24 protein-coding genes and 1 pseudogene are annotated in these 23,689 nt (G+C 65.3%); 18 read left to right on the forward strand and 7 right to left on the reverse strand.

The window, feature by feature from the left end:
* Positions 1–20: 20 nt before the first annotated feature.
* On the reverse strand, positions 21–908 hold the full coding sequence (locus M8523_RS11165) for a LysR family transcriptional regulator (RefSeq protein WP_282584943.1): 888 nt from the start codon (positions 906–908) through the stop codon (positions 21–23).
* Positions 909–1,011: 103 nt separating this feature from the next.
* Here M8523_RS11165 and tmpA point away from each other — a divergent pair, with 103 nt between their 5' ends.
* Positions 1,012–2,169 carry a 2-trimethylaminoethylphosphonate dioxygenase gene (gene tmpA, locus M8523_RS11170; protein ID WP_282584944.1) on the forward strand — a complete coding sequence of 386 codons (1,158 nt, stop codon included), beginning with the start codon at positions 1,012–1,014 and terminating at the stop codon, positions 2,167–2,169.
* On the forward strand, positions 2,166–2,753 hold the full coding sequence (gene tmpB, locus M8523_RS11175; protein WP_282584945.1) for a (R)-1-hydroxy-2-trimethylaminoethylphosphonate oxygenase: 588 nt from the start codon (positions 2,166–2,168) through the stop codon (positions 2,751–2,753). Before tmpA ends, tmpB begins: the two co-directional genes overlap by 4 nt.
* A gap of 36 nt (positions 2,754–2,789) precedes the next feature.
* On the opposite strand, the gene M8523_RS11180 is transcribed toward tmpB, so the two are convergent.
* On the reverse strand, positions 2,790–3,119 hold the full coding sequence (locus M8523_RS11180) for a hypothetical protein (RefSeq protein ID WP_282584946.1): 330 nt from the start codon (positions 3,117–3,119) through the stop codon (positions 2,790–2,792).
* 112 nt (positions 3,120–3,231) lie between these two features.
* Between M8523_RS11180 and M8523_RS11185 the strand changes: the two genes are divergently transcribed.
* The 3 genes from M8523_RS11185 (at position 3,232) to M8523_RS11195 (ending at position 5,486) form a co-directional block, all read left to right on the forward strand.
* On the forward strand, positions 3,232–3,771 hold the full coding sequence (locus M8523_RS11185) for a Dps family protein (protein ID WP_282584947.1): 540 nt from the start codon (positions 3,232–3,234) through the stop codon (positions 3,769–3,771).
* An 87-nt stretch (positions 3,772–3,858) separates the two neighbouring features.
* A complete protein-coding gene (locus M8523_RS11190; protein ID WP_282584948.1) occupies positions 3,859–4,764 on the forward strand; it encodes a PhzF family protein in 906 nt (301 codons plus the stop codon).
* Entirely contained in the window at positions 4,761–5,486 is a 726-nt protein-coding gene (locus M8523_RS11195; RefSeq protein ID WP_282584949.1) for an NUDIX hydrolase, read from the forward strand. The genes M8523_RS11190 and M8523_RS11195 overlap by 4 nt, the downstream gene beginning before the upstream one ends.
* Before the next feature lie 36 nt (positions 5,487–5,522).
* On the opposite strand, the gene M8523_RS11200 is transcribed toward M8523_RS11195, so the two are convergent.
* The 3 genes from M8523_RS11200 to M8523_RS11210 all read right to left on the reverse strand — a co-directional run bounded on the left by M8523_RS11200 (position 5,523) and on the right by M8523_RS11210 (position 7,638).
* Positions 5,523–5,870 carry a hypothetical protein gene (locus M8523_RS11200; protein WP_282584950.1) on the reverse strand — a complete coding sequence of 116 codons (348 nt, stop codon included), beginning with the start codon at positions 5,868–5,870 and terminating at the stop codon, positions 5,523–5,525.
* A 72-nt stretch (positions 5,871–5,942) separates the two neighbouring features.
* A complete protein-coding gene (locus M8523_RS11205) occupies positions 5,943–7,043 on the reverse strand; it encodes a branched-chain amino acid aminotransferase (protein ID WP_282584951.1) in 1,101 nt (366 codons plus the stop codon).
* A 130-nt stretch (positions 7,044–7,173) separates the two neighbouring features.
* Positions 7,174–7,638 (reverse strand): DoxX family protein, encoded by a 465-nt coding sequence (locus M8523_RS11210; protein ID WP_282584952.1) that lies wholly within the window; start codon positions 7,636–7,638, stop codon positions 7,174–7,176.
* A gap of 112 nt (positions 7,639–7,750) precedes the next feature.
* Here M8523_RS11210 and M8523_RS11215 point away from each other — a divergent pair.
* The 12 genes and pseudogenes from M8523_RS11215 to M8523_RS11270 all read left to right on the forward strand — a co-directional run bounded on the left by M8523_RS11215 (position 7,751) and on the right by M8523_RS11270 (position 20,190).
* A pseudogene (locus M8523_RS11215) lies at positions 7,751–8,601 on the forward strand (oxidoreductase).
* Between the two features lie 35 nt (positions 8,602–8,636).
* Positions 8,637–9,689 carry a DUF2332 domain-containing protein gene (locus M8523_RS11220; RefSeq protein WP_282584953.1) on the forward strand — a complete coding sequence of 351 codons (1,053 nt, stop codon included), beginning with the start codon at positions 8,637–8,639 and terminating at the stop codon, positions 9,687–9,689.
* 91 nt (positions 9,690–9,780) lie between these two features.
* A complete protein-coding gene (locus M8523_RS11225; RefSeq protein ID WP_282584954.1) occupies positions 9,781–10,545 on the forward strand; it encodes a FadR/GntR family transcriptional regulator in 765 nt (254 codons plus the stop codon).
* A gap of 92 nt (positions 10,546–10,637) precedes the next feature.
* Positions 10,638–11,606 carry a substrate-binding domain-containing protein gene (locus tag M8523_RS11230; RefSeq protein ID WP_282584955.1) on the forward strand — a complete coding sequence of 323 codons (969 nt, stop codon included), beginning with the start codon at positions 10,638–10,640 and terminating at the stop codon, positions 11,604–11,606.
* Between the two features lie 66 nt (positions 11,607–11,672).
* Complete coding sequence (locus M8523_RS11235; RefSeq protein ID WP_282584956.1) at positions 11,673–13,571, forward strand: sugar ABC transporter ATP-binding protein; 1,899 nt, start codon at positions 11,673–11,675, stop codon at positions 13,569–13,571.
* An 11-nt stretch (positions 13,572–13,582) separates the two neighbouring features.
* Positions 13,583–14,569 (forward strand): ABC transporter permease, encoded by a 987-nt coding sequence (locus tag M8523_RS11240; RefSeq protein ID WP_282584957.1) that lies wholly within the window; start codon positions 13,583–13,585, stop codon positions 14,567–14,569.
* An 80-nt stretch (positions 14,570–14,649) separates the two neighbouring features.
* Positions 14,650–15,639 (forward strand): D-erythronate dehydrogenase, encoded by a 990-nt coding sequence (gene denD, locus M8523_RS11245; protein WP_282584958.1) that lies wholly within the window; start codon positions 14,650–14,652, stop codon positions 15,637–15,639.
* 53 nt (positions 15,640–15,692) lie between these two features.
* On the forward strand, positions 15,693–16,952 hold the full coding sequence (gene otnK, locus M8523_RS11250; protein WP_282584959.1) for a 3-oxo-tetronate kinase: 1,260 nt from the start codon (positions 15,693–15,695) through the stop codon (positions 16,950–16,952).
* Positions 16,949–17,584, forward strand: a complete 636-nt coding sequence (otnC, locus tag M8523_RS11255; protein ID WP_282584960.1) for a 3-oxo-tetronate 4-phosphate decarboxylase — start codon at positions 16,949–16,951, stop codon at positions 17,582–17,584. Before otnK ends, otnC begins: the two co-directional genes overlap by 4 nt.
* Before the next feature lie 5 nt (positions 17,585–17,589).
* The gene (locus tag M8523_RS11260) at positions 17,590–18,372 is read left to right on the forward strand and encodes a hydroxypyruvate isomerase family protein (RefSeq protein ID WP_282584961.1); all 783 of its coding nucleotides are present in this window, start codon (positions 17,590–17,592) and stop codon (positions 18,370–18,372) included.
* Between the two features lie 232 nt (positions 18,373–18,604).
* Positions 18,605–19,378: an SDR family NAD(P)-dependent oxidoreductase gene (locus M8523_RS11265; protein ID WP_282584962.1), complete on the forward strand. Its 774-nt coding sequence runs from the start codon at positions 18,605–18,607 to the stop codon at positions 19,376–19,378.
* 62 nt (positions 19,379–19,440) lie between these two features.
* Complete coding sequence (locus tag M8523_RS11270; RefSeq protein WP_282584963.1) at positions 19,441–20,190, forward strand: SDR family oxidoreductase; 750 nt, start codon at positions 19,441–19,443, stop codon at positions 20,188–20,190.
* Between the two features lie 4 nt (positions 20,191–20,194).
* Here M8523_RS11270 and M8523_RS11275 read toward each other — a convergent pair whose 3' ends face one another.
* Positions 20,195–21,718, reverse strand: a complete 1,524-nt coding sequence (locus tag M8523_RS11275; RefSeq protein WP_282584964.1) for a right-handed parallel beta-helix repeat-containing protein — start codon at positions 21,716–21,718, stop codon at positions 20,195–20,197.
* 308 nt (positions 21,719–22,026) lie between these two features.
* On the opposite strand from M8523_RS11275, the gene M8523_RS11280 reads away from it, so the two are divergent.
* On the forward strand, positions 22,027–23,208 hold the full coding sequence (locus M8523_RS11280; RefSeq protein ID WP_282584965.1) for an aldose 1-epimerase family protein: 1,182 nt from the start codon (positions 22,027–22,029) through the stop codon (positions 23,206–23,208).
* 13 nt (positions 23,209–23,221) lie between these two features.
* On the opposite strand, the gene M8523_RS11285 is transcribed toward M8523_RS11280, so the two are convergent.
* The gene (locus M8523_RS11285; protein WP_282584966.1) at positions 23,222–23,632 is read right to left on the reverse strand and encodes a hypothetical protein; all 411 of its coding nucleotides are present in this window, start codon (positions 23,630–23,632) and stop codon (positions 23,222–23,224) included.
* Positions 23,633–23,689: the final 57 nt, after the last annotated feature.

The following is a 23,689-nucleotide window of genomic DNA, read 5'->3' on the forward strand; positions in this document are numbered from 1 at the left end:
CCTCCACGGGCCGACTAGGATCATCCGGTGCTTTGAGGATGAGGCTCCGTGGCCTCGTGCAGCAGCCAATCGAGCAACTCATTTTCGGCGCGGCCGAGACTTCGCCCGGCCGCGTAGGTGACGAAATGGCCGGCCTGGTGGGACAATGCGATTGTCGAGAGCGCGATCAGGCTGCCGTCCGCCAGGGAGGCGCTCGCGAGTGCCTGGGCTCCGAGGAGCACGCCGGATCCATGGCGCGCTGCTTCATAAGCGATGATGAAGCTGTCGCATCGCAGGACTGTCTCCCGCGCGGGTGACAGGCGGGCCGCGGCAAACCAGTCCGGCCACATCTCGCGCGCGCCGGTGACCGAAAGCAGCGGCAATGTCGTCCAATCGCCGCTAGGTCCGATCCTTTCGATGAGGCGCGGCGCGGCCATCGGAAGCAGCCGCTCCATGGTCAACCGATGGCTGCTGCGACCGGGAAACGACCCGGTTCCGAAGCGCAGATCGAAATCGGTCGCGCTTGCTTCATAGTCGGCCGGAACCGACATGGTCGTCAGCGTCAGGCGGATGCGCGGCAGGGCGGCCTGAAGCCGGACCAGCCTGGGCGCGAGCCACAGCGCCATGAAGGAAATCGGGCCACAGAGGGTCAATGTCGCGCGACGGTCCGGTCCGAAGAGGGCTTGCGTGCTGCGGCCCAACGAGCCGAATGCGGCCTGCACGTGCGGCAGATAGGCGGCGCCATCCAGGGTCAGCTCGACGCCTCGGGGAAGGCGCCGGAACAGCGGCCGGCCCAGTTCCGCCTCGAGCAGTTTGATATGCTGACTGACGGCCGCCTGGGTCAGGCCGAGCTCATGTCCGGCCGCGGTGAAGTTCAGGGTTCGCGCGGCGCATTCGAATGAACGGAGCCGGTCGAGGGCAGGAAGCATCTGAGCCAATCATAAGAAAAACATTGTCTCAATCCAGTAATCGATTGTTTGTGTGATGTCTTGCCACAAGGCACAAGAGTCTCATCGATCATGGAGACATCTGATGCGACCTCAATCAGTGAGCGTGACCGGCGGTGGTTCGATCGTGTGGATCACATGGCCGGATGGAATGGAGGCTCGCTTCCATGCGATCTGGCTGCGCGACAATGCGCTCGATGCCGAGACCCGCAGCGCCGGCAACGGCCAGCGTCTGATCACCATCCTCGACGTGCCGGCTTCCACCGCCGTCATGGACGCGAAAATCTCACCGAAGGGCGATCTTGCCGTCACCTTTGGGCCGAATGGGCATCGAACGTCTTTCCCTTCGGCTTGGCTGCGCGACCATGTTTACGACACGTCGAAGGCTGCCGAGCCCGGATGGGTCTCGCCGGAGACCACGGTTTGGGACGCAGGTCTTCAGACAAGCGTGCCGAAAGTCTCCTACGCGGCAGTCGTTCGACAGGCGCCCGTTCTCCGCGATTGGCTCACGGCCGTACGGCGGTATGGCTTCGCGGTCCTGCGGGACGTGCCGCGCGAGACGGGCAGCTTGGCCGAGGTTGTCAAACTCTTCGGGTTCGTTCGCGAGACGAACTACGGCCGCTGGTTCGACGTGCGAGCCGAGGTCGACCCGAACAATCTCGCCTTCACAAACCTCGGCTTGCAAGCGCATACTGACAATCCCTACCGCGACCCCGTACCCACCCTGCAACTGCTCTGCTGCCTGGAAAACACGGTCGAGGGAGGTGAATCGAGCGTGGTCGACGGCTTCATGGTGGCCGAGCGCCTGCGCCGCGAAGACCGTGATGGCTTCGCGCTCCTGACCCGCTTTCCTGTCCGCTTCGACTATGGCGGTCCGGCGGGCATTCGGCTCCGCGCCAAACGTCCGATGATCGAGCTTGGCCCGGATGGGGAAATGATCGCGGTGCGGTTCAACAACCGGTCGGCCGCTCCCTTCACGGACATTCCGTTCGAGGCCATGCCGGCCTTCTACGCCGCCTATCGCCGTTTTGCCGAGATCGTCGAGGACGAGAGCATGCAGGTCACCTTCAAGCTTGAACCGGGCGAACTCTTCATAGTCGACAACACGCGCGTGTTGCACGCCCGCAAAGCCTTTTCGAGTTCCGGTACCCGGTGGCTGCAAGGGTGCTACGCCGACAAGGACGGGCTGCTCTCGACGCTCGCGGCTCTCGAAACCTCAACGACGGATAGGGTCGCGGAATGACCACAACGGTTCTCGATCGCACCACGATCGTCCCCTTCCTGGCGGACATCTTCGAGCGCCGAGGCGCTGAAGACTATCTCGGCGAGCCCGTGACGATGGCCGAACACATGCTGCAGGGCGCGTGGTTCGCCGAACGGGACAAGGCCAACGACGACCTCATCGCCGCGGCGCTGCTGCATGATATCGGTCATTTCACCAGTGAGTTCGGCGCCTATTCGCCCGAGGATACCGAAGACAGGCACCATGACGACGCTGGCGCCGCGATCCTGGCGCCGTTCTTTCCACCTGTGATCACCGAGTGCGTCCGGTTGCACGTCGCGGCCAAACGCTATCTCTGCGCGACCGATCCGCACTATCACGCCAAGCTGTCTCCGGCGTCGGCGCATTCGCTCGAACTGCAGGGCGGCCCGATGAACGAGACCGAGGTGGCGGCCTTCGAGGCCAATCCGTTTTTTCGCGACGCCGTCCAGGTTCGCCGATGGGACGAGGCCGGCAAGGTCGCGGGACTGAAAACCCGTATGTTCCGCGACTACGCGCCCTTGCTGCAAGGTGTCGTCGACCGTCATCTTGGAAGTCGGGGGTGAAGACACTGCCCGACGCGGACCCGGCCGGGCGCGCCGCTACGGTTTTGCGTGCCGTTTGCATGTCAGGCCCGCAGGCGTACAGGCGATGCCCGGGGTCGAGCACGCGGCATGGCCGTCGCTCGACGCGCAAATGACGCAGCCGTTGGTCCACTCCAGGCAGCCCGGATTCTGCCGGCCATATCCTTGAATCGACAGCGGCGACCCTTGTTTCAGGGCCGGCGTCTTGAAGCTATCGGCGCTGGCCGGCGTGAGGCCCATCGCGAGCATCGGGATGAGAAGCAGACGGCGTGCAAAAAGGATCATGGTCCCGGTATAGCCTGAGCGGTCAGCGTCGGCACGGCCGATGTTTCGTTTTCCGGCGTTCATCCTTGTCCATCGGGGTTGCAGCTGAGGAACCTTCCTGCCCGGCGGCGCGTCTGAGGAGCGATGCTACGCCTGATGGACGTGGTGTCGTCCGACCAGCAATGAGGGGGCACATATGGCGACTTCCACCAGCAAGCAGGCGACGGATCAGGATCCGGTCGCGCTCCGCACGCCGAACGACCTTGGGGACAATGCCACGAGCGCGATCGCGGCCGAGGTGAACAAGCTCGTCGCCGACGCTTTCGCGCTTTACGTGAAAACGAAGAATTTTCACTGGCACATGTCCGGGCCGCATTTTCGCGACTATCATCTGATGCTCGACGAGCAGTCGGAGCAGATTTTTGCGACGACCGATCCGTTGGCCGAACGCGTCCGCAAGCTCGGTCAGAAGACCCTTCGGTCGATCGGCAACATCAACGAGATCACACGCGTCAAGAACAACGATGCCGATTTCGTGTCGCCGCTCGACATGCTCAAAGAGCTCTGCGCAGACAACAAGGCGATGGCGGCCAACATGCGCAAAGCGCATGAAATCTGCGACGACCACAAGGACGTTGCCACTGCGAGCCTGCTCGAAGTCTATATCGACGAGACCGAGCGCCGGACGTGGTTCCTGTTCGAGGCGATCCAGGGCGCCGACCCGACGGGCCACTGACCAACGCGTGAGAGGCGTGGCGCTTCCCGCTTGTCCTTTGAACGGCGAGCGTGGAGAAGGGACAGACGATCAATCGGTGACCCTCGCGTGCGCCATTCCTATCATGTCGTAGATGTCTTCACGGATACGGCGCTGGCCGGTAATCCGCTTGCCGTCGTTCTCGATGCCGGGGATATTCCGAGCGATCGCTGCCAAGCCATCGCCCGGGAGTTCAACCTCTCCGAGACCGTGTTCGTGGAAGACCCGCGCGACCCGGTCAACACCGCCAGATTGCGCATTTTCACGCCGATGCGTGAACTCCCGTTTGCCGGGCACCCTACGGTCGGGACTGCAGCACTGCTCGCGCTGCTACGGGCGCCTGAAATCCTTCTCCGGCAAGATCTCTCCGTCGTGTTGGAGGAATCGATCGGGCCGATCGAATGCACCGTGCGACGTGTCAGGGGGCAGGTGCGGGCGAGCTTCACGCTGCCGAAACTCCCTGTCCGGAGCAGCGAGGCGCTGACGCCCGAAGTGCTGGCCCGCGCGCTTGGCCTGCCCTCGGAGGCGATCGGGATGGACGGGCATGCCGTGGGCGTCTTCTCGGCGGGCGTCCCGTTCCATTGCGTTCCCGTGCGACCAGGTGCGATGGCTCAATGCCGGCCGAACATTGCACTCTGGCCGGACCTGCTCCCTCCAGACGGACCGCAAGCGATTTTCGTCTATTCTCGGGACATCGAGGCTCCCTCGTCCGCCTACCGGGCCCGTATGTTTTCGCCGGCCTTCGGCATTGGTGAGGACCCGGCGACCGGCTCGGCGGTTGCGGCTTTCGCGGGCGCCGTGATGGCCTACGAGCGGCCTACCGATGGAGATCATACGCTGGTGATCGAGCAGGGCTACGAGATGGGCCGCCCCAGCCTGATCACGCTCGGGTTGAATGTCGAGAATGGCGCGCTCGTCTCCGCGTCGATCGGCGGCGGCACCGTGCGGATCGCCGAAGGGACGCTGCACCTGTGAGGCCTCACCGGATCGTCGAAGCGAGCGGGGTCGAATGCGATCTGATCGACGTCCCGTGGGACTTCGCGCGCGAGCGCGCGGACGACATCGAGCGCAACTGGCGTGCCCGAACGGCGGCGACCCCCGACCTCTTCAATGGCCGCGTGCTCTTGCTCCATGACGGCGACCTGCAGCCGGGCGACGATGGCCGGCCGGTGTTTCGCGGCCATTGTTTCGAGACGGAGTTCAAGCCCTTCCTGGCCTGGCGCGATCTCGGCTTCCCGCCCATCGGCGTGCGCAATTGCTTCGCCATGGCGGCGCTGGAGAGTGCCGACGGTGCCTTTATTCTCGGCGAGATGAACACCCATACGGCGCCGGCCGGGCAGATCTACTTCCCCTCCGGCACGCCCGACCATAAGGATCTCGTCGGCCGAAGGCTCGATCTCGAGGCCAGCGCGCGCCGCGAACTGGAAGAAGAAACCGGCCTCCGCCCGGAGGAGCTCGCGTTCGCCGACGGCTTCACTCTGCTGATCAGCCCCACCCGGCTCTGCTGCATGAAGCGCATCCTCTCCCCCGAGACCGCCGATGTGCTGGTCGCCCGGATCCATCGCTGGCTCGCGCAGGACCCCAAGCCGGAACTCGCCCGCATGCATATCGTGCGCGAGGACGCCGACATCACGTCCACCATGCCGGCCTTTATGGTTGCCTATCTCAAGTACCGGTTCGGCACCGACGAAGACTGAGCTCGCAGCCGATATCGCCAGACAGACGCTTGCAACTCATTGAGGATAGCCGTGCCGGGCTTTCGAGCTGCGCACCAGGGCGGAGGCCTGGGCATCATGGCCGGCCGCACAGGCCGCGGCCGCCTGGGCGATTTCGCTCTGGATGCGATGATAGACCGGCAGGCCGATATTGCCGCTCCGATAGTCGTTGTCCTGGATCGCCTGCCAGCGCGCGACCTCGCCCGAACAGCCCTGGCCCTCAGGCAGTTGAAATCCCTGCGGCGTGTAGGGCTGCGTCGCGTAATTCGGGTTCGGATCAGCCGCCGGCTGACCGGCCGCCCCGTGGACCGCACAGGCCAGGGCGATCAGGCCACTGCAAACGAACACAATGGGACGATACGCCATGAGAGCGGCTCCTGATTCGGAGCCGCCAAATTAAACGCCCCGACGCGCGACTCCAAACGCGTCGGCCCCGTCTCAGAACACTCTGTGGACCCAACCATAGGCATCTGCCGCCGCACCGCGCTGCAGATCGGTCAGGGACCGCCGCAGGCTCTGGGCCACCGAATCGTTTTCGCGCCCTTGGGCCATGCTGAACGATCCGGCGCCGTCCTTGACCTCGCCGATCGGGGCGATCACGGCGGCGGTGCCGCACGCGAAGGCCTCGCGCAGCCGGCCGCTCTCGGCGTCGGCACGCCATTGCTCGATGCTGTAGGGTTCTTCACGCACGTCAAGCCCGCTGGCCCGCGCCAGGGTGATGATGGAATCCCGGGTGATCCCGGGCAGGATCGTGCCGGACAGGGGCGGCGTGACGAGCGAGCCATCGTCAAACACGAAGAACACGTTCATGCCGCCGAGTTCCTCGACCCAGCGCCGCTCGATCGCATCGAGGAACACCACCTGATCGCAGCCCTGCCGCATCGCCTCGGCCTGGGCCGGCAGGCTCGCCGCGTAGTTGCCGCCGCATTTCGCAGCGCCGGTGCCGCCCGGCGCCGCCCGCGTATAGCTGCGCGAGACCCAGACCGAGATCGGCTTCGGCCCGCTCTTGAAATAGGAACCGACCGGCGACGCGATGACCATGTAGAGGTAGTCGCTGGCGGGCTTGACGCCGAGGAACGCTTCGCCGGCGATCATGAAGGGGCGCAGATAGAGACTGCCGCCCGGGGTGGTTGGGATCCAAGCCCGGTCGATCGACACGAGCTGGCTCACGGATTGGATGAACATGTCTTCGGGCAGCGCCGGCATGGCCAGACGCTCGGCCGAGTTGGCGAAACGCCGCGCATTGGCGTCGGGCCGGAACAGCACGGCGCCGCCGCCCTCGAGGCTGTAGGCCTTCATGCCCTCGAAGATTTCCTGGGCGTAGTGGAGCACGGCCGCCGCCGGATCCATGGTGATCGGCCGGCGCGCCTCGACCGTGGCGTCATGCCAGCCCGCATCGGTGTTGTAACGGATCGTCACCATATGGTCGGTGAACACCCGGCCGAAATCGGGATTGGCCAGAAGAGCGGCGCGTTCCGCGTCGGCCACGGGCGCATGGTGGGGGATGGTCTTGAAGGCCGGTGCGGACTCACCACTCATCGAATTGTCTTTCTCGAATAGGTCAGTGTTGCTGTCTTATCTACCACGCGTTCAGGCAGTCGCGCTAGGCTGCGACCTTGTCAATCGGAAAAATCTTTGGGTCGACACGGGTTGTCGCGTGGTGCTGTGATCAAGGGGTCTGAAGACGCGCCCCAGGAAGGCTGGCCGCGGTGTCAGAGCGGCGCTTGCGAAAGGGCCAGTCGATCACCCCGGCACAGAACAGGGCCCACCACACGAACACCGGCTGAAAGGCCAGGCGCGGTCCGTGATACCACCAGCTGTGCGGCAGGCTCGGGATATCGACGTTGCCGAAGGCATGCTTGATGTTGGCCGGGTAGACGCAGACCGCATAGAGCGCCAGCATGATCCCGGCGAGCCAGCGCGTGCGGGGAACGAATAGACCGAGACCACCGGCGATCTCGCACACCCCGGTCGCGATGACGGTGGCGCGGGGCGCCGGCACCCAATCCGGCATGATCGGCAAAAACGCTTCGGCCATGAAAACATGAACGAAGCCGAAACCGATGTAGAGAACCGCCATCAGGCCGAGAAGGACCCAGCGGGCTCCGGCATGGGGCAGATCGTTCAGGTTCATCGTCGGACCTTTCTGGCTGGCGCGGGTGGGCGGGTCGTCTCGTCTTCGACCATGCGGCCCTAAGTCCGAGTCGAGGCGGCGTAGCGCCCCTCCGGGATAGATGGAACACAAGATGGCATCGTCGACAGAACCCGTATGGTTCATCACCTCGGTTGCTCGACCGATTTCGGTCTCGAACTCGCCAAACTGGTGCTTGCGCGTGGTTGGCGGGCCGTCGTGACGGCGCGTGACAAGGACCGGGTGGCGGACCTCGCAGAGGGTGCGGACGGCCGTGCGCTGCCGCTCGCGCTCGATGTCACCGATGCCGAGGCGGTGCGGGTCGGCGTCGAAGCCGCGCTGGCGCAATTCGGCCGGATCGACGTCCTGGTGAACAATGCCGGCTATGGCTATCAAGCGAGTGTCGAGGAGGGGGAGGACGCGGAAATCCGCGCCCAGTTCGACGCCAACGTGTTCGGCTTGTTCGCTCTGACCCGCGCGGTTCTCCCCGGCATGCGGGCGCGCCGGCACGGCCATATCATCAACATCACATCCGTGGCCGGCTTGGTCGGCTTTCCGGGATCGGGCTATTATGCGGCGAGCAAGCATGCCGTCGAAGGCTGGTCCGACGCGCTGGCGGTCGAGGGCGCCCCGCTCGGCATCAAAGTCACCTGCGTGGAGCCGGGCCCGTTCCGCACGGATTGGGCCGGGCGGTCGCTCAAGCAGACGCCGAACCGCATTGCCGATTATGCCGAGACGGCGGGCGCGCGTCTGAAGATGACTTCGGACGGCAGTGGCAAGCAGGCGGGCGACCCCGTCCGCGCCGCGCAAGCCATGATCGATCTGACCGAGCAGCTCAACCCGCCGCGCCATCTCGTTCTCGGCGCCTGGGGGCACGATGCCGTGACCAAGAGGATGCAGGAGCGGCTGACCGAGATCGAGAGCCTTCGAGACAAGGCTCTTGCAACCGACTATCCCAAGGACTGAGCGGCGGGAGGACGAAAGGCGAGGCCAACGCGGCGATGACAGATGCGCGATCTCTCGTCCTTTCCGCCTTCGCCAAGCAGGTGGAGTGGTGCGTCCGACTTGGCTCACCCTTCACGGCTTCGCTGCTGCGGCTCTTAGCCGACGACATTGCCACGGGCGGCGTCACCGCGATGGTCGTGGCCGACTGGCCCGGCGATCCGCTCAGCGATGCCCTGCCGTTGCGACTCGCCGGCGCCTTGCATGCGCTGGTGCTCAAGGGCCTGGCGCCGAATTTGGCGGATGTCTATCCGCCACATCCCACCACAGAGGTACGTCTCCGTGCGGCGGCGCTCCAGGCCCTCCGAGCGCATGAGACCTTCGTCGCCACCTTCCTTCAATCCCCGCCGCAGACCAATGAAGTCGGGCGCGCTGGCGTCCTGGTCGGCGGCTTTCTGACGATCGCGGCGAACACCGGCCTGCCGCTTCGGTTGCTGGAAATCGGCGCGAGCGCCGGGCTCAATTCGGTGTGGGACCTGTTTCACTACCGGCTGGGCGGAGCCGAATGGGGCGACCCCAGCAGCCTCGTGCATCTGACGCCGATCTGGCACGGCGCGATCCCTCCGGTCAGCGCAGCGATGGGCATCGTCGAGCGACGCGCCTGCGATCGCGCGCCAATCGACATTGCCGACCCCGACCAGCGGCTTCGCCTGAAGGCCTATGTCTGGCCCGATCAGACGGACCGATTGGCGCGGCTCGACGGCGCCCTCACACTTGCGCTTCGTCACGGCATCCGGGTCGAGACGGCAGACGCCGCGGACTGGGTACAGGCGCGGCTCGCCGAACCCGCGATCGCCTGCGCGACAGTGCTGTTCCACTCGATCATGTGGCAATATATGCCGGCACCGACGCAAGCCACCATCGCGGACACCCTGGCGCGTGCAGGGGACGGGGCCAGCGAGACGGCGCCGTTGGCCTGGCTCCGGTTCGAGCCGGCTGAGGGAACAATGCAACTCCGCCTGAAGCTCTGGCCCGGGGGCGAGGACCGGCTTCTGGCGGAGGCCCAACCGCACGGAAGCGAGATCTCCTGGCTTCCAGACAGCAAAGATTAGCTGGACCGGCGGGTGCTGACGATTGACTTCCAATCCGCCCTTCGTCTATCTCAACTGGTCTGCTGGATGGTCCAGCAGGTCAGAGCGACCGATGCGTTCCTCAGCCCGCCTCTCCGAGCCGTTGGCCCTGCGCGATGTCCCGAGCTTTCGGGACACGATCGTCAAGCGCTCGATCAAGGATCAGGTGGCGGACAAGATCGCCGGGCTGATCGCGTCCGGCATCCTGCAGATCGGCGATGCGCTCCCCGGCGAACGTGAACTCGCCGCCGCCCTAAATGTCAGCCGCGAAACGGTGCGAGGGGCCATTCAGATCCTGGCGTTGCGGGGTGTGTTGGAGGTGTCTCAAGGCGCCCGGACCCGCGTCGTGCGTGCGGAGGTTGGCCGGATCGCCATCGGCTTTGCCACCGCGCGGGCGATCGACGCCTATGATCTCGATGCGGTTCATGCCGCGCGCATCCTGGTCGAACGGCAAATCGTGGGGGAGGCGGCGCAACGGATCGATGCCGCGACGCTCGCGACGCTCGACCGGCTCATCGCCGCCCAGGAGTCTGCCCTCGACGACCCGGTGCGATTCCTGATCAGCGACCGAGAATTTCACCTGACCATCTACGGGGCCGCGGCCAATCCGCTGTTGGGCGATTTCGCGACCGACCTCTACGCCTACATGATGGAGCGTCGTCGCGTCGTCGTCGCCGGTCCGGGCGCCATCCTGCGGAGCACGCAGGATCACCGTGCCATCCTGGAGGCGTTCCGCCGCCACGATGCCGAGGCCGCCGTGGCGGCTTTCGCGGTCCACACGGAACGGATTTACGAGACGACGCGATCGGTGCTGGAGGTTCGCCCGGCATCCGCTTAAGACACGAGACGGCCTATCAAAGCCGTCGGCAACCCGCGCTCATAAGCGGGGGCAAGAAATCCGTCCCCGACGGTGATGAAGGAGAGGAAACGATGGAACGTCGAACAGTTCTGAAACTTGGGATCGGCCTCGGTGCCGCGCTGGGGGCACTGCGCCCCGCGATGGCGGCCGGCAAGGAGATCGTCTATATCACGCCAGGTCTCGACCTGCCGTTCTGGCGCGCGGTCTCCAAAGGGGTGGAGACGGCCGCGAAGGCCAAGGGCTACGCGTTCCAGGCGCTCGATTCCCACAACAGCGCCCAGACGCAACTGCAGAACGCCCAGGATTCGATCGCCCGCAATGTCGCCGGCATCGTGCTCTCGCCGACCGATTCCTCGACCGCCCCGAGCGTGTTGACGATCGCCAAGCGCGCCGGCATCCCGGTCGTCATCGCCGATATCGGAGCGAATAGCGGCGACTACGTCTCCTATGTGGCGTCGAACAATTACGAGGGCGCTCATGGTGTCGGGCTCGGCCTTGCCGCGGCTCTCAAGAAGAAGGGCTGGGAGGCCGGTACGGTCGGCATCGTGGGTATCTCTCAGGCCCGCAAGAACGGCCAGGCCCGCACCAAGGGTTTCCTTGACGGCCTGAAGGAGGGGGGCTTCACCGGCAAGGTCGCGGAGATCATGCAGATGCAGTCCTACACGACGGATGAGACCTACAAGTTCACGCAGGATCTGCTCACCGCGAACCCCGGCATGCGCGGGCTCTTCATCCAGACCGACCAGCCGACGCTCGGCGCCCTCCGAGCCATCAAGGCGGCGCGACGCACCGGCGAGGTATTGGTGGCGGCGTTCGACGGCATTCCGGAATTCGTCGACCTGCTGAAGTCCGGCGATGTGGTGGTCACCGGCATGCAGCAACCCTTCCTCATGGGGAGCACTTCGGGCGACTCGCTGATCGAGGCCATCGGGGGCGGCAAGCCCGAGCATGAGATCACCGTGCCGATCCTGGCGGTCACGAGCGAGACGATCGACGCGCAATTGCCGACGATCAAGAAGACCGTTTTCGGCGACGTCTGATCGCTTTCATGCCCGGACCGGCGAAGGCCGGTTCGGTGCAGGACCCTCGTTTTCGCCGGATCGCTCGTGAACGCACCCCTTCCGAAAGAGCCGAAACCTCCGCTGCTCCTGGCCCGTGGCATCACCAAGGCCTTCGACCGCACGCAGGCGCTTGCGGGCGCGGATTTTGAGCTGAACGAGCGTGAGATCCACGGCCTGCTCGGCGCCAACGGCGCCGGCAAGTCGACTTTGTCCAAGATCATCGCCGGCCATCAGAGCTTCGATGACGGCGAGATCACCTACCGGGGCTACCCGATCAAGCTGCGTTCGACCCGCGACGCGCTGAGGATCGGCATCGCGATCGTCATGCAGGAAACGAGCCTCGTGCCCGACCTGACCGTGATGGAGAACATTTTCCTCCCCGAACTCGGCCGCTCGGGCTGGCTCGACTATGGCAGCATGCGCAAGCGGGGGCTCGAACTGCTCGCAAGCCTCGGCCAGGCCGATGCACTGCCGCTCGACTGGGAGGTGCGGCGCCTGTCCTCCGCGCAAAAGCAGATCGTCGAGATCGCCAAGGCGCTCGGGGTGCGGGCCAAGCTCATCATCTTCGACGAGCCGACCGCCTCGCTGAGCCCGACCGAGGTCGACCGGCTGTTCGATATCATGACCCGCCTGCGCCTGTCCGGGCGCGGCCTCGTCTTCGTGTCGCATCGCCTGGAGGAGGTCTTCACCATCACGGACCGCGTCACGGTCCTGCGGGAAGGCCGCACGGTCATGAACGCGAAGCCGACGACCTCGCTCAACCAGGCGGAGTTGATCCGCGCCATGGTGGGCGCGGAGATCGGCGCCATCTATGCGGCGCCGCACGTGATGACGAGCGACGTCAAGGCGCCCGTGGCCTTGGAGGTTCGCAATCTTGCCGCGGGGGCCGCCGTTCGCGACGTGTCGTTCACGGCTCATCGGGGTGAGATCCTCGGCCTCGGCGGTCTTGTCGGCGCGGGCCGCTCGGAATGCGTCGAGGCGATCTTCGGGCTGCGCCCGCGTACCGGCGGCACGGTGCTGTTGGACGGCAAGGCCTTGCGGCCCGAAAACCCGCGCGCGGCCATCCGGGCCGGCATGGGTTTCGTGGCCGAGGATCGCCGGACGCAGAACATCGTGCCCGATCTCACCGTGAAGGAGAACCTGCTGCTCGCCTATCTCGGGGCGCACAGCGGGCTCGGGTTGGGCTATGCCAAATGCGAGAAGAAGGTTGAGCAGTTGCTCGGCCGCCTCGGCCTGCCGGCCCATCGGCTGATGGATGCCTCGATGCTCAATTTTTCGGGCGGCATGCAGCAGAAGATCATTATCGCCCGCTGGCTGCTGCTCGACCCCAAGGTGCTGGTCCTCGACGAGCCCACCAAGGGGGTCGACATCGGCACCCGCGCGTCGATCTATTCCATGCTGCGCGATATCGCGACCGACGGCGTGGCGGTCGTGGTCGTGTCCTCCGACTTCGAGGAACTGCTGGGCCTGAGCGACCGCGTGATCGTGATGAGCGACGGCCGGTCGGTCGCCGACCTGCCGAGCGCCGTGCTCGACGAGGAGAAGCTCACGCTCCTCGCGGCGCCCCGGACCTCGATGGCCCGCAATACGGCCCTGCTGCAGGATCTGACGCGCGAGAACGGCGGCGCGGGCTTCTGGGCCTTGATCGAGGACGAGCGCGTGATCTGCCTCAACGCGGTCGTGTCCGATCGGGGCGCCGACCCCGGCTTCAAGGCCGGTGAGGCCCGTATCCTCGCCGAGACGCGCATTCCACGGGCGCTGCGGCGACGCGAGTGCATCTTCGTGACCGAGGCGGACGCGACCCGTGCCACCCTGCTGGTGCCGATCAGGAGCCCGCGCGGGCATGACATGGGCTGGGTCGGCCTCAGCCTGCCCAACGACCACAAGATGCCTCCTCCCGAAGCCATCAAGTTCCGCATCGACACATTGGCGGCCTCGCTATGACCACGCGCGACATGACCAAAGACTCACCACCCGCAGGGATGGACACAAAAGGCCCCTCGATGGGCCGGAGCCTGGGACGGCGGCTCGAAGTCCGCATGCTCGTGCTTGCGCTCCTGATCGCGGTCGTTCTGTCCTTCCTGTCGCCGTTCTTCCTGACGCGCTCCAACATCTTCAACATGCTGGATCAGTCGGTGGTGATCGGCATCGTGGCGGTCGGCATGACCTTCGTGATCCTCACGGGCGGCATCGATCTGTCGGTCGGGTCTGTGGCGGGGCTCACCGGCATCATCCTCGGCCTGTCGCTGCAGCATATGTCGATCCCGCTGGCCATGCTGGTGGCGGTCGCGGCGGGCGGCGGCATCGGCCTTCTGTCGGGTCTGCTCATCAACCTGTTCGGCCTCGCGGCCTTCGTGGTGACGCTGGGCATCATGGCGATCGGCCGCAGCCTCGCCTACATCTTCTCGGGCCAGCAATCGATCTCGACGATTCCCGAGGCGATGCAGAACATCGTCTACACGAACGTCTTCGGCATTCCGTCGAACGTGCTGTTCCTGCTCGTTCTCTACGCCCTGGCCTGGGCCTATCTCACCTATACCAAGGGCGGACGCACGATCTACGCGGTCGGCTCGAACAAGGAGGCGGCGCGGGCCGCCGGCCTCTCGACCCTCTTCTATTCGGTATTGCCCTATGTGCTGTCTGGAGCGCTCGCGGCGGTCGCGGCCACCTTTTCGATCAGCCAGCTGCTGTCGGCCGACCCTCTCATGGGCAACGCCATGGAGCTCGACGCCATCGCGGCCGTGGTGATCGGCGGCGCGAGCCTCTACGGCGGCCGCGGCTCGATGATCGGCACGCTGATCGGCGTGTTCATCATGGTGATGATCCGCAACGGTCTCAACCTGATGGGCGTCTCACCCTTCTGGCAGGGCTCGGCCATCGGCACGATCATCATCGTGGCGTTGCTGGTGGAGCGGCTGGTCAGCAGCCGGGTCAACCGGTGATCCTCGCGTCTCTCCCATGCCCTCGCCCCGCCATGACGAAGGTGGGGTCTTCAAACCAAACCCAAAGGACCTGACGTTCCATGCATATCCTGATCATCGGCGCCGCCGGCATGGTGGGCCGCAAGCTCACCGACAGGCTCGTCAAAGACAAGACGCTCGGCGGCCAAGAGATCTCGGCCCTCACGCTCGTCGACGTGGTGGCGCCCGCCAAGCCGGCGGGCTTCGCCGGTGCGGTCGAGACCATCACGGCCGATCTCTCGGCGCCCGGTGAAGCCGAGAAGCTCGCGGCTAAGCGTCCCGATACGATCTTCCACCTCGCGGCGATCGTGTCCGGCGAGGCGGAGGCCGATTTCGACAAGGGCTATCGCATCAATCTTGACGGCACCCGCTTCCTGTTCGAGGCGATCCGCCAGCAGGGGGTGCAGCAACGGTATGCGCCGCGCGTGGTCTTCACGTCCTCGATCGCTGTCTTCGGCGCGCCCTTCCCGGACAAGATCGACGACGAGTTCTTCTCGACGCCGCTCACCAGCTACGGCACCCAGAAGGCGATCGGCGAGCTTTTGCTCAACGACTACTCTCGCAAAGGCTTCTTCGACGGCATCGGGATCCGGCTGCCGACGATCTGCGTGCGGCCCGGCAAGCCCAACAAGGCCGCCTCGGGCTTCTTCTCGAACATCCTGCGCGAACCCTTGAGCGGCCAGGAAGCAGTGCTGCCCGTCTCCCCCGAGGTGCGCCACTGGTTTGCGAGCCCGCGTGCCGCCGTCGGGTTCCTGGTTCATGCCGCGACCATCGACACGGCCCGGCTCGGCTGGCGCCGCAACCTCAGCCTGCCGGGCCTGTCGGCGACCGTCGGCGAGGAAATCGAAGCGCTGCGGCGGGTGGGCGGCGACAAGGCCGTCAACCTCATCCGCCACGAGCCGGATGCGACGATCGGCAAGATCGTCGACGGCTGGGCACGCGACTTCGACGCGAGCCGCGCCGAGTCGCTCGGCTTCAAGGCGGAACGCTCGATGGACGAGATCATCCGGGCCCATGTCGAGGACGAACTCGGCGGCAAGATCGGCGGCTAGAGGCAAGCCCTTCTCCCGCTGGCGGGAGAAGGGCATCACCTTGGATATGACCCATGCTTCTCGGCTGTATCGCGGATGATTTCACGGGCGCGAGCGACCTCGCCAACACGCTCGCCAAGAACGGCATGGCCACGGTGCAGTTCGTCGGCGTGCCGCGTGGGCGGGAGTCTGTTACCTGTGAGGCCGGCGTTGTCGCTCTGAAGACGCGCTCGATCGCCCCGGCCGAGGCCGTGCGACAGTCGCTGGAGGCGCTTCACTGGTTGCAAGCTCAAGGGTGCAGCCAGTTCCTGTTCAAATATTGCTCCACCTTCGATTCGACCCCGGAGGGCAATATCGGCCCGGTCGCCGAAGCTCTGCTCGACGCGCTCGACGTCAAGGTCGCGGTCGTCTGCCCCATCTTCCCCGAGACGGGCCGCACGCTCTACCAGGGGCATCTTTTCGTGAAGGATCGCCTGCTGAGCGAGTCCGGCATGGAAAACCATCCGCTCAATCCGATGACCGACCCGGATATCCGACGCTGGCTGAGGCGGCAGACGCGGGGGGAGGTCGGCCTCGTCTCCTACGATATCGTCCGCCAGGGCGCGGCCGCCATCAGGGACGCGCTTGACCACGAGGCCGGTGCGGATCGGCGCCTCGCCGTCGTCGATGCCGTCACCAACGACGATCTCCGGGCCATCGGTGCCGCCATCGCGGACCACGGGCTCGTGACGGGGGGCTCCGGCATCGCGGTCGGCCTGCCAGAAAATTTTCGAAAGGCCGGGAAGCTCGGAGCCACTAGCGCGGCCTTTACGGGCCTGAAGGGGCCTGGGGTGGTTCTGTCGGGCTCCTGTTCGACCGCTTCGCGGGCCCAACTGGCGCGGCACCTCGACCGGCACCCCGGCTTTGCGGTCGAGCCCGAGGCGGTGCTGTCGGGCGCGACCACAGTCGACCAGGCGCTCGCCTTCGTGCGCGACCACATCGACCTCGCGCCGGCCGTGCATTCGACCGCCGATCCGGACCGCGTCGCCGCCGCGCAACAGCGGTTCGGGCGCGAGCGGGTGGCCGGAGCGATCGAAAGGTTCTTCGGCGCGCTCGCGCACCAGCTGGTGCGCGCGGGTGTAACGCGGCTGGCGGTCGGCGGCGGCGAAACGTCGGGCGCCGTCGTCACGGCCCTGGCGCTCGATCATTTCGCGATCGGTCCCGAGATCGACCCCGGTGTCCCGGCCCTCGCCAGCCGAGGCAGCGGCCGGGAGATCCGCCTTGCGCTGAAGAGCGGCAATTTCGGCGCGGTCGATTTCTACGACAAGGCCCTGCGCGTTTTGGAGAGGGCATGACCGAAGCCGAAGTGCGTGAGCGCCTTGTCCAGTGGGGCCGGCTGCTGTTCGGCCGCAATTTCACCGTCGGCTCCTCCGGCAATATCTCGGTGCGCCTTGAGGACGGCTTTCTCGTCACGCCGACCAATTCCTGCCTGGGCCTCCTCGACTCCACGAAACTGTCGAAGCTCGACCCGGAATGGCGCCACGTGTCTGGCGACAAGCCCACCAAGGAGCTGCCGCTGCATCGCGCCTTCTACGAAGGGCGACCGCAAACCCAGGCCGTGGTGCATCTCCATTCTACCTTCGCGACCGCGCTCTCCTGCCTGGCCGACACGGATCCCGCTGACGCGATCCCGCCAATCACGCCCTATATGGTGATGCGCGTCGGCCGCGTGCCCGTGCTGCCCTATACCGTTCCCGGATCGCCGGATGTCGCGCCCCTCGTCCGTGCGGTGGCGCCAGACCATGCCGCCGTCCTGCTCGCCAATCACGGACCAGTGGTGGCCGGCCTGTCGCTCGATGCCGCCGTCTTCACGGCCGAGGAATTGGAGGAGACGGCCAAGCTCGTCGTGCTGACGCGCGGGTTGAACGTCCGCCACCTCGATGCCCACCAGATCGCGGCGCTCGACGCCAGCTTCAAGCTGAGGTGAAACCCATGCCCCGTTTCTCCGCCAATCTTGGTTTCCTGTGGCCGGACCTCCCGCTGCTCGACAGGATCGATGCGGCGGCCGCGGCCGGCTTCAAGGCGATCGAGCTGCATTGGCCCTACGACGTGCCGGCGGCCACCGTCCGCGAGCACTGCGACCGGCACGGGCTCAAGCTTCTCGGGATCAACACGGTGCGGGGCGATGTGGCGGCGGGCGAAAACGGCCTCGGCGCGCTGGTCGGGCGGGAAGCCGAGTTCCAGGCGGCCGTCGATCAGTCGATCCGCTTTTGTGTCGAGGCTGCCGGGACGGCGATCCATTGCATGGCCGGCAAGGTCGCGCCGGAGGACCGCACCACGGCCCGCAAAGTGTTCGTCAAGAACCTGCGGGAGGCTTCGGCCAAGGCCGAGCCGCATGGCCTCACGCTGCTTCTGGAACCGCTCAACACACGCGATGGCCCCGGCTATTTTTACGCCACCTTGGCCGAAGCCGCGATCGTGCTCGGCGAGGCTGACAGGCCGAACATCAAGCTGATGTTCGACGCCTATCATGTCGGCGTCATGGGCGAGGATGTGATGGGAGCGTTGGAACGCTATTATCCGGCGGTTGGTCATATCCAGATCGCGGCCGTGCCGACGCGGGCCGAACCGGACGAAGGCAGCTTCGATTTTCGGTCGTTCTTCGCAGCCGTCGACCGGCTGGGCTACGAGGGCTGGATCGGCGCCGAGTACAAGCCACGCGGCGGAACCGATGCCGGGCTGGGCTGGGTGCAGAAGCTTGAGGTGAGCCTGTGAAGGCCGCCGCGGAAGCTATGGGGTCCTTCGCCCTGGGGAGCTCGTTCCGCAGCCTGCCGTCCATCGGGGCACTGAGTTTCACTTGTCTGCGGATGCAGTGTGGCTTCACGCCTCTCCCTTGTGGAGACTACGGCATTCACACCTCTCAGCGGAGCTTCGTGGAATTCCCCTCTCCCTTGTGGAGAGGGGAGAGGGGGGCGCCCTTCCGGGACCTAGAGCTGGCGTGGGCGTGATGGCATTTTTTGCAGTCACTTTCGGCCTATCGGGCAAGGTCGCGGCCGTCACGGGCGGGGCAAGCGGCATCGGACTTGCGACCGCGCAAGCTCTGGCGCAGGCCGGCGCCACGGTCGTGATCCTCGATCGCGCCTCGATCGATCAAACCGCGCTTGAGAGCCTCTGCGGTTCCGGCCGGCACAGCGCCTGCGTGACCGACGTGGCCGACGAGGCGAGCGTGGACGCCGCCATGGCCGCGATCGTCGAGCGGCACGGCAGCCTCGACATTCTGGTCAACAATGCGGGGCTTGCCCTGCGCCAGCCCGCTGTCGACCTGTCGATCGAGGCCTGGGACAAGGTCGTGGCGGTCAACATGACGGGTGCGTTTCTCTGCGCCCGGTCGGCGGCGCGCCACATGATCGCGCAAGCGAATGGGGCCGCTATCGTCAACGTGTCGTCCATCATGGGGTTTTCGGGCGGCGGCCTCTATCCGAATATTTCCTACCAGACCACCAAGGGTGCGATCGTCAATATGACGCGGGCGCTCGCGGTCGAATGGGCGCCGCATCGCATCCGGGTAAATGCCGTGGCGCCGACCTATGTCCGTACACCTTTCATCGCGCCCTTGCTGGCGCAGCCCGATCTCGTTCGCCGGATCGAGGACATGACGCCCCTGCGCCGCCTGGCCGAGCCCGAGGAGGTCGCCGCCGCAATCCTGTTCCTGGCGGGGCCCGGGGCCGCGATGATCACAGGCCACACGCTGCCGGTGGACGGCGGATTCCTGGCACAGTGACGGACTGAAACCCTTCTCGCTTTTGCACGGGAGAAGGACCAACACCCAGAACGGAGACCAACATGCCCGACCAGAAGAAAATCGCCCTCGTGACGGGAGCCGGCACCGGGATTGGCCGGGCTGTGGCGCTCGCGCTCGGCAAGGCCAGCTACCAGCTCGTGCTGACGGGGCGCCGCAAGGAGGTGCTCGACGAAGTCGCCCAGGAAGCCGGGGCAGGGGCCGTGGCCATCCCGGCGGATCTGAACGATCCCACCTCGGTCGCGGCATTATTTGCCGCCATCAAGGCGCAATTCGGCCGGCTCGACGTGTTGTTCAACAATGCAGGCACCAATGCGCCGGCCATCAACCTGGAGGACCTCTCCTTCGCGCAATGGAAGGCGGTGATCGACACAAACCTCTCGGGCGTGTTCCTGTGCACCCAGGAAGCCTTCCGGATCATGAAGGACCAGAGTCCGCGCGGCGGTCGCATCATCAACAACGGCTCCGTCTCGGCCACCGCGCCGCGTCCGAATTCCGCGCCCTATACCGCCTCGAAACACGGCGTGCTGGGCCTGACGAAATCGACGGCGCTCGACGGCCGCAAATACGACATCGCCTGCGGCCAGATCGATATCGGCAATACCGAAACCCCGATGGCCGCCAAGATGAAGTCGGGCGTGCTGCAGCCCGACCTTTCGACCAAGGTGGAACCCACCTTCGACGTCGCCCATGTGGCCGACGCCGTAGTCTACATGGCCGGGCTGCCGCTCGATGCGAACGTGCTGACCATGACCGTGATGGCCACCAAGATGCCCTTTGTCGGGCGCGGCTAAGCCCTCAGTGCACGTAGGCGCCTGCGTCGACCGGCGCGGTCCGGGCCTTGCCCAGGATATCGAGAGCGGGCGCGGCGCTGGGGCTTCCAAAGCCGATGGCCGGGCTCGACGATCTGAGCCGCTCGTCAAAGCTGCCCGCCGTGGTATTGAGCGTCATGAATCCGGCGAGAACGGTGGGGAGCACCGCATTGGCCGTTCCGACCGTACCCGAGGTGAAGACGGTCGACTTTCCACTGACCGGGATCGTGATCTTCAGGGCGGCGATATTGTGGTCGAAGGTCGTGTTGCTGTCCTGGACGACATATTGCGTGGCGATATTGTTCCGTACGACGACACCGCTTGAAACCGTTCCGTCCTTCGCGTTCTGAACCGTGATCCAGCTCGGCTGCGCTGCCGGGTCGCTGGCGATCACGGTGTTGTTGATAATGCGGGAGTTCTGTGCGCCGAACACCGCAATGCCGTGCCAGGTATCGACATTGACGACATTGTTCTGGATCACGAGGCCTGTCCATTTGCCGTCGAAGATCGAGATGCCTTGCATGTAGGACGTTGCCCCACTGCCGGTCTTGGTCAGAATGTTGCCGTCGATGACCACATTGCTGTTGGTTGCCGCAACCCCGTTGCTGATGGCGGACCAGCCTTGGATGCCGTCGGCGTGGTAGGGATCGGCCGCGCTGTTGACGCCGCCTTTGATCGTGTTGCCTTTGATGAGCAGGTCGCTCCCCTGGATATCGAGGCCGTCGTTCGAGAAGGCTTCGATCAGGTTCCCTTGGAAGAGGTTCTTCCCGGCCGAGACATAGGCGGCGTTCAAGAGATTGTAGAAGTGATTGTCGACCGTGCTCACGCAGGAGACTGCAGCCCAGAGACCGATCGAGAAGGGTTTGTTGATCCAGTCATAGCTGTTCCAGCCGCTGGTGGAATCGGCCGCCGAGAAGCTGTTGTCGCTGAACACGATGTCGGTGGTCAGACCTTCCCAGTCTCCCCGACCGGCCGTGACGAGGCTCAAGGGCGATGGGCTGGCGGTCTTGGCCCCGGTGGCAGTTGTGGCGAGCCCCTGGAATTTCAGACCCTGGAACATCCATTTGCCGGAACTGATGATCGCCATCTTGTCGACGACAGGGGTCGCGCCCGGGGCCGCCGCCACCGTGATGAAGTCGCTGTTGTACATGTTGGTCACGGTCGGGGAGCCGTGATTGCCGCTCTTCAGGAGAATGAGATCGCCGGCCTTGATGGGCGCCGTCGGATTGGCGGGGTGAAGCGCCGTGTCGGTGCCCGCGTTGAATTTCGAGCCCGCATGACCCTGCGTCGAGATGAGTTTGTTTGCGGGGTTCACCACGTCTGCCAATGTCGACCAAGGCTTTGACGCGGACCCATCCCCCGACAAACTGCCATTCACGGGATCAACATAGAATGTGTGATGCGTCGATTTCAACGCAGGGACTGCACAGCCCGAATAGACCGATGCCGCATGGGCATATATTGGCGCCAGAGCCGTCAAAGTGAAAGCAAATGCGGGCGTGTACTTCATCAAAGCTCCTGGTTTGCTGCAGGACGCAACGTCAACAGAAGATGTGAACAAATGATGAAGGCCGGCCCTCGGCGATGTGCGAGACCGCGTTCCAACGGTCGCTGGCCGTTGAACATTCGAAACAATTCGCTCGTGAGAAAGATCGAACAACACGGTCGAGAGCAATGGATGTCGGCTTGAATCCGGCCTCCTGCCTGTCCGAATCGAGCTCGCGCGGCCTGCATGACAGCGTCGTCGGCGACCGGGCGTGGCATAGGTGCGCACAAAGTTGTATCGGGTCGCGAGGCCAGTACCCGAAAGGATCTTCGATGACATCACTCTATGGCCGAGCGCTCTCACGGCACGATCTCGCGCGCCGCGCCGGCGCCCTCGCGCAATTCGCCGGCGTGCGTCTCATGACATTGGGGGACGGTGTCGAGCGCGGGATCCGGATGCTGGAGTTTCGCACGGGATCGGGATTGCGATTCACGGTGATGGTCGACCGCGGCATGGATCTGGCCGAATGCGAGCACAAGGGGCGCGCCATCGGCTGGCACTCGCCGGCCGGCTTCCGCAACCCCGCGCTGCACGAACCCGAAGGGGAGGGCGGGCTCGGCTTCCTGCGGTCGTTTTCGGGGCTGCTCGCAACCTGCGGGCTCGATCACGTCGGCTTCATGGCCGAGGAGCCCGCGGATCAGTATAATTATGGGCCGCGCAAGACCGTCCGGCATTCCATCCATGGCCGGATCAGCATGGTTCCGGCCCGACTGACCGGCTATGGCGAACGGTGGGAGGGCGACCGCTGTATTCTCTGGGCCGAAGGCATCGTGCAGCAGGCCGCCTTGTTCGGCGAGAACCTGCATCTCCTCCGGCGCATCGAGGCCGATGTGGGCGGCGACACGATCCGGTTGCACGACCGGGTGGTGAACCAGGGTTTCTATCCGACCCCTCATATGCTGTGCTACCACGTGAACGTCGGTTACCCTGTCCTGAGCGAAGGATCGCGTTATCTGGCGCCGGTCGCCGATGTGGTCTGGGCCTCGCATGCGGACGAGGCCTATCGTCGGCAGGATGTCGGCTATCGGACGATGCCTGCGCCGCAGGACCGCTTCCACGAACAGGTGTGGCAGCACGAAATGGCGGCCGATGCGGAGGGCCGCGTGCCGGTCGCGCTCGTCAACGATGCCCTGGGACTGGGCTTCATGGTCGAGAGCCTGGCACACCAGCTGCCCTGCTATTACCAGTGGCAGAATTTCCAGGCCGGCGCCTATGCGATGGGGATCGAGCCCGCCACCAACCATATTCTCGGCCATGCCTATGCGCGCCAGCATGGCGAGCTCATCACCTTGGCGCATGGCGAGGAACGCCGCTACGACCTCGTTCTTCGGGTCCTCGACGGCGCCGCGGCGATCGCGGCCGAGGAAGCGCGCATCCGGATGATCGCCAGGCAGCCGGACGATGATTTCCCGGCGCCGTCCAACCGCCACCGGGCGCTGCCGGCGGCGGATTGAGGCGCCGTCGTCATCACTGCAGGATGCGGTCGTGCAGCCGCGCGGCCGTCGCCGAAATGGCGCCGGGTTCCAACACCCATTTGGCCATGAGTACGCCGAGGCACACGGCCGCGGAGCCAAGGATCCAATTGCTGGCGCTGTGACGCCAGTCACCGGGGCGCCGCCGGAGCGCCTCGATGGCGGCGACGCCGATCAACAGCGTGACCATCTGCCACCGGCTGCGATGGTGCTGCACGACAAAGCGGGTCACTAAGCCCAAGGCCAAGTAGATGAACCCGCTTCCGAGAACGGACAGGACCACCGCACGCCTGGCATCCGGGGGCAGCCAAAAACGCAAGCCAAGAGCAGAGATCGTCATCACGCCCAGGATCGCGCAGATCATCCCGAGGCGGGAGGGCGCTTCCGCGTCCAAGTGAAGGATCAAAGCCGTGCCTTTTCTGGCTTCTGAACTGAACAGTCAAACGTTCGAACACGTATCTCG

The sequence above is a fragment of the Lichenifustis flavocetrariae genome, assembly GCF_026130545.1.
Lineage (GTDB): Bacteria > Pseudomonadota > Alphaproteobacteria > Rhizobiales > Beijerinckiaceae > Lichenihabitans > Lichenihabitans flavocetrariae.

Bases quoted from the DNA above. Each gene is read 5' to 3' on its own strand.
- M8523_RS11165 (WP_282584943.1), bottom strand. From the start codon at position 908: ATGCTTCCTGCCCTCGACCGGCTCCGTTCATTCGAATGCGCCGCGCGA.
- tmpA (WP_282584944.1), top strand. From the start codon at position 1,012: ATGCGACCTCAATCAGTGAGCGTGACCGGCGGTGGTTCGATCGTGTGG.
- tmpB (WP_282584945.1), top strand. From the start codon at position 2,166: ATGACCACAACGGTTCTCGATCGCACCACGATCGTCCCCTTCCTGGCG.
- M8523_RS11180 (WP_282584946.1), bottom strand. From the start codon at position 3,119: ATGAACGCCGGAAAACGAAACATCGGCCGTGCCGACGCTGACCGCTCA.
- M8523_RS11185 (WP_282584947.1), top strand. From the start codon at position 3,232: ATGGCGACTTCCACCAGCAAGCAGGCGACGGATCAGGATCCGGTCGCG.
- M8523_RS11200 (WP_282584950.1), bottom strand. From the start codon at position 5,870: ATGGCGTATCGTCCCATTGTGTTCGTTTGCAGTGGCCTGATCGCCCTG.
- M8523_RS11205 (WP_282584951.1), bottom strand. From the start codon at position 7,043: ATGAGTGGTGAGTCCGCACCGGCCTTCAAGACCATCCCCCACCATGCG.
- M8523_RS11210 (WP_282584952.1), bottom strand. From the start codon at position 7,638: ATGAACCTGAACGATCTGCCCCATGCCGGAGCCCGCTGGGTCCTTCTC.
- M8523_RS11220 (WP_282584953.1), top strand. From the start codon at position 8,637: ATGACAGATGCGCGATCTCTCGTCCTTTCCGCCTTCGCCAAGCAGGTG.
- M8523_RS11225 (WP_282584954.1), top strand. From the start codon at position 9,781: ATGCGTTCCTCAGCCCGCCTCTCCGAGCCGTTGGCCCTGCGCGATGTC.
- M8523_RS11230 (WP_282584955.1), top strand. From the start codon at position 10,638: ATGGAACGTCGAACAGTTCTGAAACTTGGGATCGGCCTCGGTGCCGCG.
- M8523_RS11240 (WP_282584957.1), top strand. From the start codon at position 13,583: ATGACCAAAGACTCACCACCCGCAGGGATGGACACAAAAGGCCCCTCG.
- denD (WP_282584958.1), top strand. From the start codon at position 14,650: ATGCATATCCTGATCATCGGCGCCGCCGGCATGGTGGGCCGCAAGCTC.
- otnK (WP_282584959.1), top strand. From the start codon at position 15,693: ATGCTTCTCGGCTGTATCGCGGATGATTTCACGGGCGCGAGCGACCTC.
- otnC (WP_282584960.1), top strand. From the start codon at position 16,949: ATGACCGAAGCCGAAGTGCGTGAGCGCCTTGTCCAGTGGGGCCGGCTG.
- M8523_RS11260 (WP_282584961.1), top strand. From the start codon at position 17,590: ATGCCCCGTTTCTCCGCCAATCTTGGTTTCCTGTGGCCGGACCTCCCG.
- M8523_RS11265 (WP_282584962.1), top strand. From the start codon at position 18,605: ATGGCATTTTTTGCAGTCACTTTCGGCCTATCGGGCAAGGTCGCGGCC.
- M8523_RS11270 (WP_282584963.1), top strand. From the start codon at position 19,441: ATGCCCGACCAGAAGAAAATCGCCCTCGTGACGGGAGCCGGCACCGGG.
- M8523_RS11275 (WP_282584964.1), bottom strand. From the start codon at position 21,718: ATGAAGTACACGCCCGCATTTGCTTTCACTTTGACGGCTCTGGCGCCA.
- M8523_RS11280 (WP_282584965.1), top strand. From the start codon at position 22,027: ATGACATCACTCTATGGCCGAGCGCTCTCACGGCACGATCTCGCGCGC.